Annotated in this window: 14 protein-coding genes; 4 read left to right on the forward strand and 10 right to left on the reverse strand. The window is 57.9% G+C overall.

Features of this window, described 5'->3' with window-relative positions:
* Positions 1 to 27: 27 nt before the first annotated feature.
* A complete protein-coding gene (gene metE, locus IMQ56_RS06950; protein WP_039269333.1) occupies positions 28 to 2,289 on the reverse strand; it encodes a 5-methyltetrahydropteroyltriglutamate--homocysteine S-methyltransferase in 2,262 nt (753 codons plus the stop codon).
* A 116-nt stretch (positions 2,290 to 2,405) separates the two neighbouring features.
* Between metE and metR the strand changes: the two genes are divergently transcribed.
* A complete protein-coding gene (gene metR, locus IMQ56_RS06955) occupies positions 2,406 to 3,359 on the forward strand; it encodes an HTH-type transcriptional regulator MetR (protein WP_045349544.1) in 954 nt (317 codons plus the stop codon).
* On the opposite strand, the gene IMQ56_RS06960 is transcribed toward metR, so the two are convergent.
* The 3 genes from IMQ56_RS06960 to pldB form a co-directional block, all read right to left on the reverse strand.
* A complete protein-coding gene (locus IMQ56_RS06960; RefSeq protein WP_023295736.1) occupies positions 3,247 to 4,146 on the reverse strand; it encodes a carboxylate/amino acid/amine transporter in 900 nt (299 codons plus the stop codon). The genes metR and IMQ56_RS06960 overlap by 113 nt on opposite strands.
* 82 nt (positions 4,147 to 4,228) lie before the next feature.
* Positions 4,229 to 5,029: a sugar/pyridoxal phosphate phosphatase YigL gene (gene yigL / locus IMQ56_RS06965; protein WP_015570001.1), complete on the reverse strand. Its 801-nt coding sequence runs from the start codon at positions 5,027 to 5,029 to the stop codon at positions 4,229 to 4,231.
* A gap of 31 nt (positions 5,030 to 5,060) precedes the next feature.
* A complete protein-coding gene (gene pldB, locus IMQ56_RS06970) occupies positions 5,061 to 6,053 on the reverse strand; it encodes a lysophospholipase L2 (RefSeq protein ID WP_163313731.1) in 993 nt (330 codons plus the stop codon).
* 125 nt (positions 6,054 to 6,178) lie between these two features.
* On the opposite strand from pldB, the gene rhtB reads away from it, so the two are divergent.
* A complete protein-coding gene (gene rhtB, locus IMQ56_RS06975) occupies positions 6,179 to 6,799 on the forward strand; it encodes a homoserine/homoserine lactone efflux protein (RefSeq protein ID WP_006812363.1) in 621 nt (206 codons plus the stop codon).
* On the opposite strand, the gene rhtC is transcribed toward rhtB, so the two are convergent.
* The 3 genes from rhtC to pldA form a co-directional block, all read right to left on the reverse strand.
* Positions 6,796 to 7,416: a threonine export protein RhtC gene (rhtC, locus tag IMQ56_RS06980; RefSeq protein ID WP_006179256.1), complete on the reverse strand. Its 621-nt coding sequence runs from the start codon at positions 7,414 to 7,416 to the stop codon at positions 6,796 to 6,798. The two genes, rhtB and rhtC, sit on opposite strands and share 4 nt — an antisense overlap.
* A gap of 61 nt (positions 7,417 to 7,477) precedes the next feature.
* On the reverse strand, positions 7,478 to 9,307 hold the full coding sequence (recQ, locus tag IMQ56_RS06985) for an ATP-dependent DNA helicase RecQ (protein WP_017383584.1): 1,830 nt from the start codon (positions 9,305 to 9,307) through the stop codon (positions 7,478 to 7,480).
* Between the two features lie 90 nt (positions 9,308 to 9,397).
* Positions 9,398 to 10,267, reverse strand: a complete 870-nt coding sequence (gene pldA, locus IMQ56_RS06990) for a phospholipase A (protein WP_023295733.1) — start codon at positions 10,265 to 10,267, stop codon at positions 9,398 to 9,400.
* Positions 10,268 to 10,427: 160 nt separating this feature from the next.
* Between pldA and yigI the strand changes: the two genes are divergently transcribed.
* Entirely contained in the window at positions 10,428 to 10,895 is a 468-nt protein-coding gene (gene yigI, locus IMQ56_RS06995; protein WP_006812366.1) for an acyl-CoA thioesterase YigI, read from the forward strand.
* A 51-nt stretch (positions 10,896 to 10,946) separates the two neighbouring features.
* Positions 10,947 to 11,843, forward strand: coding sequence for an EamA family transporter RarD (gene rarD, locus IMQ56_RS07000; protein WP_017694744.1), 897 nt, complete (start codon positions 10,947 to 10,949; stop codon positions 11,841 to 11,843).
* Between the two features lie 428 nt (positions 11,844 to 12,271).
* Here the strand turns inward: rarD and corA are convergent, their stop codons facing one another.
* The 3 genes from corA to uvrD all read right to left on the reverse strand — a co-directional run bounded on the left by corA (position 12,272) and on the right by uvrD (position 15,741).
* Positions 12,272 to 13,222: a magnesium/cobalt transporter CorA gene (gene corA / locus IMQ56_RS07005; RefSeq protein ID WP_003860807.1), complete on the reverse strand. Its 951-nt coding sequence runs from the start codon at positions 13,220 to 13,222 to the stop codon at positions 12,272 to 12,274.
* A gap of 150 nt (positions 13,223 to 13,372) precedes the next feature.
* Positions 13,373 to 13,429, reverse strand: a complete 57-nt coding sequence (ysgD, locus tag IMQ56_RS22990; RefSeq protein WP_212743980.1) for a YsgD/CorL family protein — start codon at positions 13,427 to 13,429, stop codon at positions 13,373 to 13,375.
* A 149-nt stretch (positions 13,430 to 13,578) separates the two neighbouring features.
* Complete coding sequence (gene uvrD, locus IMQ56_RS07010) at positions 13,579 to 15,741, reverse strand: DNA helicase II (protein ID WP_017383586.1); 2,163 nt, start codon at positions 15,739 to 15,741, stop codon at positions 13,579 to 13,581.
* Positions 15,742 to 15,765: the final 24 nt, after the last annotated feature.

Below are 15,765 nucleotides of genomic sequence, written 5' to 3' on the forward strand. Positions count from 1 at the left end.
CTGCGCCAACCGGGCAATCCAGCCCCACTACGCCTGACGCAAATTCTGCGCCGCCTGTACCATGTTCGCCAGCGCCGCGCGGGTTTCAGGCCAGCCGCGGGTTTTCAGGCCGCAGTCCGGGTTTACCCACAGGCGTTCCGCCGGAATGCGCCGGGCGGCTTTTTGCAGCAGCGATTCAATCCACTCCACGCTCGGCACGTTAGGGGAGTGAATGTCATACACGCCCGGCCCGATTTCGTTCGGGTAGTCGAACTCTTCGAACGACTCCAGCAGCTCCATGTCTGAACGCGAGGTCTCGATGGTGATCACATCGGCGTCGAGCGCGGCAATGGAGTCCATGATGTCGTTAAATTCGCAGTAACACATGTGGGTGTGGATCTGCGTGTCGTCCTTCGCGACGGCCGCGTTGAGGCGGAACGCCTCCACGCCCCACGTCAGATAAGCATCCCAGTCGCTGCGACGCAGCGGCAAGCCTTCACGCAGCGCCGGTTCGTCGATCTGAATGATGCCAATCCCCGCCGCTTCCAGATCCGCCACTTCATCACGCAGCGCCAGGGCGATCTGTTTGGCGATGGTTTCCCGGGATACATCTTCACGCGGGAACGACCAGCAGAGAATGGTCACCGGCCCCGTAAGCATGCCTTTTACCGGTTTGTCGGTCAGAGACTGGGCATACTTCGCCCACTCCACGGTGATCGCCTCCGGGCGGCTGACGTCACCGATCACCACCGGCGGCTTCACGCAGCGGGAGCCGTAGCTTTGCACCCAGCCGTTCTGGGTAAAGACAAAGCCGTCCAGGTGTTCACCGAAGTATTCCACCATATCGTTACGCTCGGCCTCGCCGTGCACCAGCACGTCCAGACCCAGACGTTCCTGCTCGACGATCGCCTGTTTGATGTGCTCCGCAATGCCGGTGCGGTAGTGATTCGCATCCAGATTGCCCTTTTTGAAGTCCAGGCGCAGGCCGCGGATCTCGGTAGTCTGCGGGAAGGAGCCGATGGTTGTGGTCGGCCACGCGGGCAGGTTAAAGCGCGCACGCTGGGCTTCGGCGCGCACTTCATACGGGCTCTGGCGCTGGCTGTCCCGGGCAGTGATGGCCGCCAGACGTTTTTCCACCGCCGGGTTATGCACGCGCGTCGAGTGACGGCGCGCCTGGATCGGCGCGCTCCAGTCGGTAATCGCTGCCGTGTCGCCGCTGTTCAACGCGTCGCGCAGCAGAGCCAGCTCCTCACACTTTTGCAGGGCAAAGGCAAACCAGCTTTTCACCTCAGGGTCGAGTCGGGTCTCCACGCTCAGGTCGATCGGGCTGTGCAGCAGGGAACAGGAAGAGGCTACCCACAATTCACGTTTACCGACAATGTCCTTGATTTGTGCATATTTCCCGGTGAGATCGGCACGCCAGACGTTACGACCATTCACCAGACCGGCAGAGAGCAGCCACTCCGCAGGCAGACGCTTGTGCAACTCTACCACATCGTCTTTGCCGTGAACGAGATCAACGTGCAGACCCTGAACCGGCAGCGCGGTAATGGTGTCGAGGTTCGGCGTTACGCCCTCGAAATAGGTGGTCAGCAGCAGCTTCACCTGGCCCGTGAGCGCGTCATACGCCGGTTTGAAGGCATCCAGCCACGCCTGTGGCAGCTCAAGCACCAGCGCCGGTTCATCGATTTGCACCCACTGAATACCGCGTTTGCCCAGCTCAATCAGCACCTGCTTATAAACCGGCAGAATATCGTTCAGCAGGCTGAGGCGGTCGAACTGCTCGCCTTTCACTTTGCCCAGCCACAGGTAGGTGACCGGCCCCAGCAGCACGGGTTTCACCTGGTGACCCAGCGCCAGCGCTTCGTCCACTTCATCCAGAAGCTGGGTCCAGGTCAGTTTGAACTGCTGGCCCTTAACGAACTCCGGCACCATATAGTGATAGTTAGTGTTAAACCACTTGGTCATTTCCGCCGCTGCCGCTGGCTCACCCGTTGGCGCGCGGCCACGGCCGATGCGGAACAGGGTATCGATATCCACCGATCCATCGTTGTTCTGATGACGAGCCGGCACGTTGCCAAGCAGCAGGCTGGTGGTCAGAACATGGTCGTACCAGGCGAAATCGCCCACCGGCAGCAGGTCTACGCCCGCCTGTTTTTGCTGATCCCAGTGACGCGCGCGCAGCTCGCGCCCCACCGCCAGCAGTTCTTCGCGGGTGGCGTTACCCGCCCAGTAGCTTTCTTGCGCTTTTTTCAGCTCGCGACGCAGACCAACGCGAGGGAAACCGAGAGTGTGAGTGCGGATTGTCATGGCATACCCCTTGTAGAAATTCGTTATTTAGACGTCCAGATGTTTACACTTCTATAATTGGCAGGTACTGTATATTCCTCAAGCGCAAAATGTTCATGGCGAAGTGAAGGACTTTCATGATCGAGATAAAACACCTGAAAACGCTACAAGCGTTGCGGAACTGCGGTTCTCTTGCGGCGGCAGCGGCCACGCTGCACCAGACTCAGTCTGCCCTTTCTCACCAGTTCAGCGATCTGGAACAACGCCTCGGCTTCCGTCTTTTTGTGCGCAAGAGCCAGCCTTTGCGCTTTACGCCGCAGGGCGAAATTTTGCTTCAGCTGGCGAACCAGGTGCTGCCGCAGATTGCCAGCGCGTTGCAGTCCTGCAACGAGCCGCAGCAGACCACCCTGCGCATCGCCATTGAGTGTCACAGCTGTATTCAGTGGCTGACCCCCGCGCTTGAGAACTTCCGCCAGAAGTGGCCGCAGGTGGAGATGGACTTCAAATCCGGCGTCACGTTTGATCCGCAGCCGTCGCTTCAGCAGGGTGAGCTGGATCTGGTGATGACCTCAGATATTCTGCCGCGCAGCGGTCTGCACTATTCGCCAATGTTTGATTTTGAGGTGCGTCTGGTGCTGGCCCCGGACCATCCGCTGGCCGCCAAAACGCGTATCACGCCGGAAGATCTGGCAACGGAGACGCTGCTGATTTACCCGGTACAGCGCAGTCGTCTGGATATCTGGCGCCATTTCCTGCAACCCGCGGGCATCAGCCCACAGCTGAAAAGCGTGGATAACACGCTGCTGTTAATTCAGATGGTGGCGGCCAGAATGGGGATTGCGGCGCTGCCGCACTGGGTGGTCGAGACGGTTGAACGCCAGGGTCTGGTGGTCACCAAAACCCTGGGTGAAGGACTGTGGAGCCGGCTGTACGCCGCCGTGCGCGACGGCGAGCAGCGTCAGACGATTACGGAAGCGTTTATTCGCTCAGCGCGGAACCACGCGTGCGACCATCTTCCGTTTGTGCGGAGCGCGGAGCGACCCAGCGGCGATGTACCCACAGCGAAGCCAGGATCACCGTTCCCCCAATAAGGAAACTCGGCCAGTGCGGCTGCTCCTGCCAGATGGCGAGGTTCACCAGTAGCCCCGCCGGCACGTGCACGTTGTTCATGATCCCCAGCGTTCCGGCGTCTACCTGCGTAGCGCCGTAGTTCCACATAAAATAGCCCAGCCCCGACGCCACCACGCCCAGCCAGACCAGAACGCTCCACTGCACGGAGGTAGTCGGCAGCTTTTGCGGATTGCCGAGCAGAAACCACGCCGCTACCGCGACAATCGCCGCGCCCATATAGAACCACGCAAACGCGTTATGCTGCGGCATCGGGCGGGTCTCCATCAGACGTTTGTAACCCACCATCCCGATGGCAAAGCTGATATTAGCGAGCTGGACGAACATCAGCCCGGTCCAGAAGTGATCGCTTACCTTGTCATAGCGAATAATCGCCGCGCCAATGACTGCCAGCGCAGCGCTCAGCAGATATCCCCAGCGCAAACGGCGCCTGCTGAGCAAGTCATAAATCAGCGTGATGTAGAGCGGCGTCAGCACGGTGAAGAGCAGAAATTCCGAGACGGACAGGTAAACGTAGGCCCGGAAGCTGAACAGGTACATGATGCCGAGCTGCATCGCGCCTACCAGCATGTACAGCAGTATCGTTTTTAGCGACTGCCCGCGGGTACGCAGGAACGGCAGGAACACCAGCGCCGCCAGCCCCACGCGCATCAGTACCGAGAAGTAGCTGTCGACCGATCCGGCAAGGTATTCGCCAATCAGACTAAAGGAGAAGGCCCACAGGATAGTGGTGATAATGAGTAGCGCCACAATGCTTGTCTCTCAGAAAGAAGGAGAGGCATTGTAGCGAACTCTTTAGTTGACATCTGAACAATAAACAATCAATTGAAGATTATTCAAGGAACAGTTTGCGCAGATACTTAGGCACGGCGTTATCGCCGTTGGTGCCGATCACTTCCAGCTCCGGGTGCAGATCTTTCAGGCGCTGATGCGCGTTCTGCATGATGCAGCCTTTACCCGCCATGGAGAGCATCTCGGCATCGTTCATGCCATCGCCAAAGGCGATACAGTCTTTCAGATCAAAGCCCAGCCGTTTCGCTACCGCTTCCAGCGCGTGACCTTTGGACACCCCGCCCGCCATCACTTCCAGACAGGTCAGCGTGGAGAAGCTCACGTTCACGCGGTCACCCCAGCGGGCGTTGATCGCCTGCTCCAGCGGCAGTAACTCCTCATGATTTACACAGGTGAAGAATACCTTGCTGATCCCTTCCGGCTCCAGCAGACCCGGCTCGTACAGTGAGTACTGGAATACGGCTTCCTTGAAGAAGCGCATCTCTTCCGGGCGATGGCGGTTCATAAACCACTCGTCGTCGCGGTAAACGTTAGTCACGATATCCGGGTTGTTATGCACAATGCCGAACAAATCGGTGGCGATGTCACGATCGAGATTATGGGTAAAAATCAGGTTGCCGTCCGTGTCATGTACGCGCGCACCGTTAGAGGTGATCATGTACGACTTGATCTCCAGGTTATCGCGGATCTGTCCCACGTCCACGTGGTGGCGACCGGTGGCGAACACAAAGTTCACGCCGCGGGCAGTCAGGAGTTTTAGGGTCTCTTTCGCATAAGGCGACAGGGTGTGGTCGGGGGAAAGCAGCGTGCCATCTAAATCAGATGCAACAACCTGGTACATAGGGATTTCAACCTCTGGTGGAAAACAATAATCAGTTATGCCTATTGAAAAATTCAACAATGGCGTTGAGCGCGACTGAGCGCATAGCGTCCTTTTCAAAAAGGATCTCATGGTACGCACCGTTGATGACCAGCGGTTTACCCCCTTCACAGGGATGGCCCGCAGCGGCGCGAAGTTCACAATAGCGGTCATGCATGCGGTTATCCACCACACGCTCTTCTTCCGCCTGGATCAGGAGCGTCGGCGTGTCATCATCGCCTACGCCCGCCAGCACCTGCTCACCGGCATGAATACCTTCCCGCACCCAGTGCCAGGTGGGGCCGCCGACCCGCAGACGCGGTTCATCGGCATAAAAACGCAAGTTGCGGCGATAACGCTGCCGGCTGTGGGTTAACACGTTGATGGCAAATGGCAATGCCCGCCAGCGTCCTGTTCCGATGGCATAGCCTTCTCGAATGCGCTGATGGCCCTCAGCCCAGTCGAGAAGATGGCGCACCATCCAGTCAGGAAAACGTATCACAATGCCGTACATCGGCGCGGTCAGCGCAATGGCGTCACACTGGTGCTTATGGCGCTGCAAAAACAACGTCGAGATCGCGCCCCCCATGGAGTGGGCAAGAATATAACGCTTGCGCCACGGTCCGGGCTGCACTTCCTGCTGCCAGAACGCGGCCAGATCGTCGACGTAATCGCTGAAGTTATCCACGTGGCCGCGATGGGTATCCGGCAACATCCTGCCAGAAAGCCCCTGCCCGCGATGGTCGATAATTAACACATCAAAGCCCAGATGGAACAGGTCATACGCCAGCTCGGCATATTTGATATAGCTTTCGATGCGCCCGGGGCAGACCACAATCACCCGGTCATTTTTTTCATCACGGAGACGAACGAAGCGTACCGGGATTTCCCCGACGCCCATAAACTCATCTTCCTCACGCTGGCGCCAGAAATCGGTCAGCGGCCCCATGGAGAAAGCAGCAAATGCGTTTTCTCGTGTTTCCCAGTCCTTTTTCTGCTGAAACATTGGGTTTCCACCCCCCGTAATTCAGGGACCGTAATTCAGGGAATATCGTTTTTTTCGTCACCGGTCACAAAATGACTCAACAATAGCGTATTGTGGCATAAAAACAGACGATCCGGGAGTTTCAAATGACCTTCGAATGGTGGTTCGCCTACCTGCTGACATCCATCATCCTCAGCCTTTCACCTGGCTCGGGCGCAATCAACACCATGACCACCTCCATTAATCACGGCTATCGCGGCGCGGCGGCGTCAATCGCCGGTTTACAGACCGGGCTTGGCATTCATATTGTGCTGGTGGGGATTGGTCTGGGCACGCTGTTCTCCCGTTCGGTGCTGGCCTTCGAGGTGTTGAAATGGGCTGGCGCAGCGTATCTTATCTGGCTGGGTATTCAGCAGTGGCGCGCCGCAGGCTCGATTGATCTGCATACGCTCTCCCGGACGCAAACACGCGGCCACCTGTTTAAACGCGCGGTGTTCGTTAACCTGACCAACCCGAAAAGCATCGTGTTCCTCGCCGCCCTGTTCCCGCAGTTTATCGTGCCGCATCAGCCACAGGTGATGCAGTACGTGGTGCTGGGCGCGACCACCATTATTGTCGATATCATTGTGATGATTGGTTACGCGACGCTGGCGCAGCGAATTGCGGCGTGGATCAAAGGGCCTAAACAGATGAAGGCCCTGAACAAAGTCTTTGGTTCGCTGTTTATGCTGGTTGGCGCGCTGCTTGCGTCAGCGCGTCATGCTTAGCGAGAAATGATGAGATGAATGCCGAAGCCGGCGAACAGCGCGCCGGCAAAGCCGTCGATCCACTTCGCGATGCGCTGGTAGCCGCGACGCATCGCCGGTAAGGCAAACAGGCTTGCCACAACGGTAAACCAGGCGAACGTCTCAACAACGATCAGCAGAAAGATCCCCCAGCGCGCGCCCGCGCCGACGTTATCCCCCACAAACAGCGAGAACACAGAGCCGAAGTAAATAATCGCTTTCGGGTTCGCCAGGTTGGTCAGCAGCCCTTTCACAAAGCTACGTCCGCCCGTTGCCAGCTCAACCTTTGGCTCTTCCGGCTTTTTCTCTTCTTTCTTCAGCGCCCCGCGCAGCATCTGGTAGCCCATCCAGCACAGGTACAGACCGCCGCCGACCATGATGATGTTATGCAGCCACGCCATTTTCGCCAGGATCAGGTTCAGACCGAGCAGCGCAACCGCCGCCCAGACCATGACGCCCATGGTAATACCGAGCACACCCATCATTGCCTCTTTGCGGGAGCGGCTGACGGCCGTTTGTGACACGAAGAAAAAGTCAGGGCCAGGGCTCATCAGCGCCACGATGTGCACTAACGCCACGGTGAGAAATAGCATTAACATAATTAGCTCGCGGGGAAATAATGTAGTGAGTCACCATCCTGGCACTTTTTCGCCCGGCTGACTACTCCTCGTCATCACCGTCGGCGTGAGAGCGGATGAGCGCCATAAACTCTTTCCCGAAGCGCTCCAGCTTACGCGTGCCAACGCCGTTGACGCTGAGCATCTCGCTGGCGCTGAGCGGCATTTGCTCGGCCATCTCGATCAGCGTCGCGTCGTTGAACACCACGTATGGCGGGATGTTCTCTTCATCCGCAATGGCTTTACGCAGCTTACGCAGCTTGGCGAACAGCTTGCGGTCGTAGTTGCCGCCGTAGGATTTTTGCATCACGCGCGGCTTCAGGGCGACGACGCGCGGAACGGCGAGCTTCAGTTCAACCTCGCCACGCAGGACCGGTCGCGCCGCTTCGGTCAGCTGAAGCGCAGAGTGCTGGGCAATGTTCTGCGTGGCAAAGCCGAGATGGATCAGCTGGCGGATGATACTCACCCAGTGCTCATGGCTCTGGTCTTTCCCGATGCCGTAAACCGGCAGCTTGTCGTGACCCATATCGCGGATACGCTGGTTGTTAGCCCCGCGCAGCACTTCAACGACGTAGCCCATCCCAAAGCGCTGGTTCACGCGTCCGATAGTCGAGAGCGCCTTACGCGCGTCCATCAGGCCATCGTACTGCTTCGGCGGGTCGAGGCAGATATCGCAGTTGCCGCACGGTGCCTGACGCCCTTCACCAAAGTAGTTGAGCAGCACCAGACGGCGGCAGGTTTGCGCTTCGGCGAAGGCACCCATCGCGTTAAGCTTGTGGCGTTCGATATCCTGCAACTGCCCCTGCGGTTTCTCCTCGAGACAGCGGCGCAGCCACGCCATATCCGCCGGATCGTAAAACAGCATCGCTTCCGCAGGCAGGCCGTCACGCCCGGCGCGGCCGGTTTCCTGATAGTAGGATTCGATATTGCGCGGAATGTCGAAATGCACCACAAAGCGCACGTTGGGCTTGTTGATCCCCATCCCGAACGCCACCGTTGCGACCACGATTTGCAGGTCGTCGCGCTGGAATTTCTCCTGCACGTCGGCGCGGATATGGTTCTCCAGCCCGGCGTGATAGGCCGCGGCGCTAAAGCCACGGTTTTGCAGACGGGCGGCGGTGTCTTCCACCTTCGCACGGCTGTTGCAGTAGATGATGCCGGACTTACCGCGCTGCTCCTGCACGTAGCGTAAGAGCTGATCCAGCGGCTTGAACTTCTCCATCAGCATATAGCGGATGTTGGGGCGGTCGAAGCTGCTGACCTGAATATACGGGTCGTTTAGCCCCAGCAGGCGAACGATGTCCTGACGCGTGGTGTCGTCCGCCGTGGCGGTAAGCGCCATAAACGGCAGCTCGGGGAAGCGCTGACGAAGCTGGCCAAGAGCGGCGTATTCCGGGCGGAAATCGTGCCCCCACTGGGAGATACAGTGCGCTTCATCCACCGCCAGCAGCACCGGATTCCAGTGCGCCAGATGATCGAGGAAGTTGTCCAGCATCAGGCGTTCTGGCGCGATATACAGCAGGCGGATCTGCCCGGTGCGGCACCCGGCCATTACCTCTTGCTGTTGCTCGCGGGTCTGCGTCGAGTTCAGGCAGGCCGCCGCCACGCCGTTGGCAAGCAGCTGGTCGACCTGGTCTTTCATCAGGGAAATAAGAGGCGATACCACGACCGTCAGGCCGTTAAGCACCAGCGCGGGCACCTGATAGCAGAGCGATTTACCGCCGCCGGTCGGCATGACCACCAGGCAATCGCGGCCTTCCAGCACGGTTTCAATGATGGTTTCCTGGCCAGGACGGAACTGCTGGTAGCCAAAGGTTTCCTGCAAAACCTGTTTAGCCAGCGATTCCTGATTCAATACTTCCGCCTGCGCCACGTTAACCCCATATGCCAGAAATGAAACAGGCGCTATTTTCAGCGCCTGAGAGAGAAACTTCAACGTTTAACGCAAAAACATTCGAGCAGCTTAGAAAATATCGTTCAGCATGACGCCCACACCGACGCGGGTCTGATTGAAATTGTAGTCGATCAGCGATTCGCCATACCCGCTATACACCTGAGTATAAAGACGAACGTGTTTCGTTACCGGGTAGCTCAGGCCCAGCTCTGCACCGCCGTAGCCGGTATTCCAGTTGTACTGGCCTTTGGCGCTCAGCACCGCGTCACCCAGCTGATAGCCCACTTTAAGCTGATAGTAGCCCATATATTTGGTGATATCCGGGTTGTCATCGGTGCTGCCCACCACGTACCACGGCTTCACTTCCACCATGAAATTGCCGTTCTGCGCCATCAGACGCGTATAGATGCGGTTCCAGCTGCGTGAGGTTGGGTCGGAACGACCGTTGGAATCGTGGTTATAGCCCACCTCCGCGTCTCGCAGCGTCCAGCCTGCAAACTCATAATCGGTGGCGAAACCGAGGAACAGCTGCGGTTCATAGTTGGTTTCGCGGAACGGTGAAGATTCCCCGCTGTTGGAGAGCTGCCACCATGACTTCTGCGTGTAAGACGCGCCAAGCACCGAGTTCGGCCCCAGGATGCCGCGCCAGAACGGGAAGGCGAGGCTGAGCTGGAACTTCACCTCATCTTTACGCGCATTATCAGACCAGTTATAGGAGCTTATCGCCTCTTTGTTGAGATCGCTGGTCTGGGTGTAGATCACGTAGTTTGTATCATAAGGGTACAGCGTGAACGGATTGTCATGCTCCTGAAGCATATTGGCGATGATGCTGCCCTTAACGGCAGGTTTATCATGCACCTCTTTGATCGTCGCTTCCTGCGCATATGCTGTGAGGGGCAGCGCAACCGCCGCCAGTAACCAACCCAGATACGTCCGCATCGGTGGTGTTCTCCTGAAATGGTGACATTTAATGAATAGTTTTGTCCGGGCATTCTACAGACTTCTGCGATAACTTCCGCTTCCTCGTTTCTTAAAGTGGCATTCCTTTATCCTGAAGCATAAAATCAACATTTTGTTAACAACAAGGATGCCACGTCAGATGTCAGCCACACTCACCGCCGAAGAAACCTTAAAGCTCGTGGGCGAGATTTTTGTGTACCACATGCCGTTCAACCGTGCACTGGGTCTTGAGCTGGAGCGATACGAAAAAGACTTCGCTCAGCTGAGTTTCAATAATCAGCCAATGATGGTCGGTAACTGGGCGCAAAGCATTTTGCACGGCGGGGTCATTGCCTCCGCGCTGGACGTGGCGGCCGGTCTGGTGTGCGTGGGTAGCACGCTGACGCGCCATGACACCATCAACGAAGATGAGTTACGCCAGCGCCTGTCGCGCATGGGCACCATCGATTTACGCGTCGACTACCTGCGTCCGGGACGCGGAAACCGCTTCACCTGCACCAGCAGCCTGCTGCGCGCCGGGAATAAAGTTGCCGTCGCCCGCGTTGAGCTGCATAACGAGGAGCAGGTTTATATCGCCAGCGCAACCGCCACTTATATGGTGGGTTGAGACGGCAAATTCGGGTAAAATTACTTCACTTTTTTGTAACGGATTTTCCCGATGGATGCTAAACAGACGCGGCAGGGCGTTTTACTCGCCCTTGCCGCTTATTTTATTTGGGGTATCGCACCGGCGTACTTCAAACTTATCGCCTATGTCCCGGCGGACGAGATCCTCACTCACCGCGTTATCTGGTCGTTTTTCTTCATGATTGCGCTGATGAGTATCAGCCGTCAGTGGTCAGGCGTCAAAACGCTGCTGAAAACCCCGAAGAAGGTCTTCCTGCTCGCTCTCTCTGCGGTGCTGATTGGCGGAAACTGGCTGCTGTTTATCTGGGCGGTGAATAACCATCACATGCTCGAAGCCAGCCTGGGCTACTTTATTAACCCGCTGGTCAATATTTTGCTGGGGATGATTTTCCTCGGCGAGCGCTTTCGCCGGATGCAGTGGGTGGCGGTGATTCTGGCCTTCTGCGGCGTGCTGGTACAGCTGTGGACCTTCGGCTCACTGCCGGTTATCGCCCTGGGGCTGGCGTTCAGCTTTGCGTTTTACGGCCTGGTGCGTAAGAAGATTGCGGTGGAAGCGCAGACGGGAATGCTGTTTGAAACCCTGTGGCTGCTGCCTGTCGCCGCGATCTACCTGTTCGGTATTGCCGACAGCGCCACCAGCCACATGGGCAGCAACCCATGGTCGCTGAACCTGATGCTGATGGCCGCAGGCGTGGTCACAACGATCCCCCTGCTGTGCTTTACCGGCGCGGCAACGCGTCTGCGCCTCTCCACGCTGGGCTTCTTCCAGTACATTGGCCCCACGCTGATGTTCCTGCTGGCGGTGGTGTTTTACGGCGAGGTGCCGGGTGCGGATAAGATGGTGACGTTCGCCTTTATCTGGGTGGCGCTGGCCATCTTTGTTGCGGATGCGATTTATACCCAGCGCAGGGTGCGCAAAGGGCTGTGATGTTGCCCTCACCCTAACCCTCTCCCACAGGGGAGAGGGTTCCCCAGTAATTTGAAAGCAAAAGCGATAACGTTGCCTCAGAATAACTGAGGGCTTTACAGGGATGTTACCTCCGCCCGTCCCCGATAAGCCGGAAGGAATAAGCCGAAGGCACCGCGAAGCGGCGATTTTCCGCCGGAAGCCCGGGTCGCCAGGGTGGTGGCGACTGAGCCACCCTGGCACGTTCACCGGTCATGTCGTGACAGAGTAGCAAGGAACATAAAGTGAACGGAATGACCACCAGAGCCGTATGTTCCCCCTCACCCCAGCCCTCTCCCTCAAGGGAGAGGGGGCCGTCTGTGCAGGCATTATTTTGTGGGGAACCCTCTCCCACAGGGAGAGGGAATTCGATCGTAGGGCGGGTAAGCGCAGCGCCACCCGCCAGATTTTTACAGCCAGTTCTTCCGCTTAAAGTACAGGTACGGCGCCAGCCCGGCGAGGATCATAAAGATAATCGCCCCCGGGTAGCCAAAGCTCCACTTCAGCTCCGGCATAAACTCAAAGTTCATCCCGTAGCTGGACGCCACCAGCGTCGGCGGCAGGAACACCACGGACACTACCGAGAAGATCTTGATGATGCGGTTCTGCTCGATGTTGATAAAGCCCATCGCCGCCTGCATCAGGAAGTTGACCTTCTGGAACAGGGATTCGTTGTGCGGCAGCAGGGATTCGATATCGCGTAAGATCTCACGCGCCTGCTCCAGCTGACCGCCCGGCAGACGCGCCTTGCGCACCAGGAAGTTCAGCGCGCGCTGGGTATCCATCAGACACAAACGCACCTTCCAGCCGATATCTTCCAGCTCTGCCAGCGTGGACAACGCTTCGTCGTACTCATCGCCCTGATGGCCTTCCATGATCACGCGGCTCAGCTTTTCCAGGTCGCTGTAGATGTTTTCGATTTCATCCGCCAGCTGTTCGATTTTGGTTTCGAACAGATCCAGCAGCAGCTCATAGGCGTTGCCGTCCATCATCGCCTGGCTGCGGGCGCGCATACGGTAGAGACGAAACGCAGGCAGTTCGCGCTCGCGCAGGGTGAACAGGCGGCCATCGCGGATGGTAAACGCCACGGTGGAGTTCCCCGCGTGGTCTTCGGCATCTTCGAAAAAGAAGAAGGAGTGAATGTGCAGGCCGTCTTCGTCTTCAAAAAAACGGGCGGATGCTTCGATGTCTTCCAGTTCCGGGCGTGTCGCCAGGCTTTGCCCCAGTTCAGATTGTACGCGAAGGCGCTCATCGTCGTCCGGCTCGACCAGATCCACCCATACGGCATCAATGAGGGGCTGTGACTCTTCGGCTTCAAGCCGAGTCAGTCGGTTATTTTCGAGTTGAAATGCGCTCAACATGACCGGGACTCCCAATGCAAAAAATATCGGACAGTTCGGTGGGCACACAGAAACAAATTGGGTTTCAGACCATTAAACAGCCTGACTCAGCGCGACGGGAATGATGCAGTCGCTGACAACCACTAAGGCCATCAGCAAGAGGAGATAGCCTTAGGAGTTGTTCCTGGATGACAGGGAATTGAGCCAGTATCTACTGGGTGTGTCCAAGGCGAATGTCCTCTTAGCGTAATCGTGCGCGCATGTTACGCCAGCAATAACTGTGGCGTCAACACGCAACGGAACGCTGAAGGGCATTAATTGACCTTCAACGTATAAGGCTAGCAGATTATTACAAAATAGTGATATTTTTCTGAAAGTTACACACTTTCCAGCTTGGCATAGGCTGCCACCAGCCATTTGATCCCCTGCCCCTGGAACGCTACCTGCAAACGGCTGTGCTCGCCGCTGCCTTCCAGGTTGACGATGGTGCCTTCGCCAAACTTCGAGTGGCGCACGCGCTGGCCCAGCTTGTAACCGGTGTCGGTTTCAGAGATCGGCGAGCCCATACGCTGATGGCTGACCGGACGGCTGATGCTGGCGCGCAGGCGCACCTCTTCCACACACTCTTCCGGCAGTTCGCCGATAAAGCGCGACGGACGGTGATACACCTCTTTCCCGTACAGGCGGCGGGTTTCCGCGTAGGTCAGGGTCAGTTTCTGCATCGCACGGGTCACGCCCACGTAGGCCAGACGACGCTCCTCTTCCAGACGCCCGCCTTCATCCAGCGACATCTGGCTCGGGAACATCCCCTCTTCCATCCCGACGATGAACACCTGCGGGAACTCCAGACCTTTTGCGGAGTGCAGGGTCATCAGCTGAACCGCATCCTGCCAGGTATCGGCCTGCCCTTCACCCGCCTCCAGCGCGGCGTGAGAGAGGAATGCCTGCAACGGCATCAGGTCTTCGTCTTCTTCGTTGTAGCTGAACTGGCGCGTTGCCGTCACCAGTTCCTCTAAGTTCTCAATACGGGTCTGGCCCTTCTCGCCTTTTTCCTGCTCGTACATGGTGCGCAAGCCGGAATCTTTGATCACCCGGTCGGTCTGGACGTGCAGCGGCATGTCGGCCGTTTCCTGCGCCAGCGCGTCGATTAACTCCAGGAAGCGCTGCAATGCGCTGGCGGCGCGCCCGGCAAGGGCTTTTTCCTGTAACAGCTCGCGGCACGCCTGCCACAACGTGAGCTGACGATCGCGCGAGGCCTGACGCACCACGTCCAGCGTACGATCGCCGATGCCGCGCGTCGGCGTGTTCACCACACGCTCAAACGCCGCATCGTCGTTACGGTTGGCAATCAGACGCAAATACGAGAGCGCATCTTTGATCTCCTGACGTTCGAAGAAGCGCATACCGCCATAAATGCGGTACGGCATGCTCACCTGCAACAGCGCCTCTTCCAGCACGCGCGACTGGGCGTTGCTGCGATAGAGAATGGCACACTGCTCCAGCGCGCCGCCGTTCTCCTGCCAGGTTTTAATGCGGTTCACCACGAAGCGGGCTTCGTCGAGCTCGTTGAAGGCGCAGTAAATCGAAATCGGTTCGCCGTCGACGCCATCGGTCCACAGCTTTTTACCCAGGCGCCCGTTGTTGTTCTCAATCAGGGCGTTGGCCGCGCTCAGAATGTTGCTGGTAGAACGGTAGTTCTGCTCCAGACGGATGGTTTGCGCGCCGGGGAAATCGTTGAGGAAGCGCTGGATGTTCTCCACCTGCGCGCCGCGCCAGCCGTAGATAGACTGGTCGTCATCGCCTACGATCATCACCTTGCCGGTATCCCCGGCCAGCAGGCGGATCCAGGCGTACTGGATGTTGTTGGTATCCTGGAATTCGTCCACCAGGATGTTGGTAAAGCGTTCACGGTAGTGTTGCAGGATATGCGGTTTGTTCAGCCACAGCTCGTGGGCGCGCAGCAGCAGCTCGGCGAAATCCACCAGACCGGCGCGATCGCACGCTTCCTGATAGGCCTTGTAGACGTTCTGCCAGGTCTGCTCGACCGGGTTACCGAAGCTCTGAATATGATGCGGACGCAGCCCTTCGTCTTTCTGACCGTTGATGTACCACATCGCCTGACGCGGCGGCCACTGCTTCTCATCGAGGTTCATCGCCTTGATCAGGCGTTTCAGCAAGCGCAGCTGATCTTCGCTGTCGAGGATCTGGAAATCCTGCGGCAGGTTAGCGTCCATATGGTGCGCGCGCAGCAGACGGTGCGCCAGGCCGTGGAAGGTGCCAACCCACATGCCGCCCTGGCTGGTGCCCATCAGCTGTGCGATACGGTGGCGCATCTCCGCCGCCGCCTTGTTGGTGAACGTCACGGCCATAATCGAGTACGGCGAGCAGTTCTCCACGCTCTGTAGCCAGGCGATACGGTGAACCAGCACGCGCGTCTTACCACTGCCCGCTCCAGCCAGTACCAGCAGGTTTGTACGCGAGGCGGCAACCGCGTCACGCTGTTTATCATTAAGGCTGTCGAGCAGGTAAGAAACGTCCATTGGCACCGTCACGTCATGTCGGGC

It is taken from the genome of Enterobacter sp. Res13-Sevr-PEC09-46 (genome assembly GCF_015672585.1).
Lineage (GTDB): Bacteria > Pseudomonadota > Gammaproteobacteria > Enterobacterales > Enterobacteriaceae > Enterobacter > Enterobacter hormaechei_C.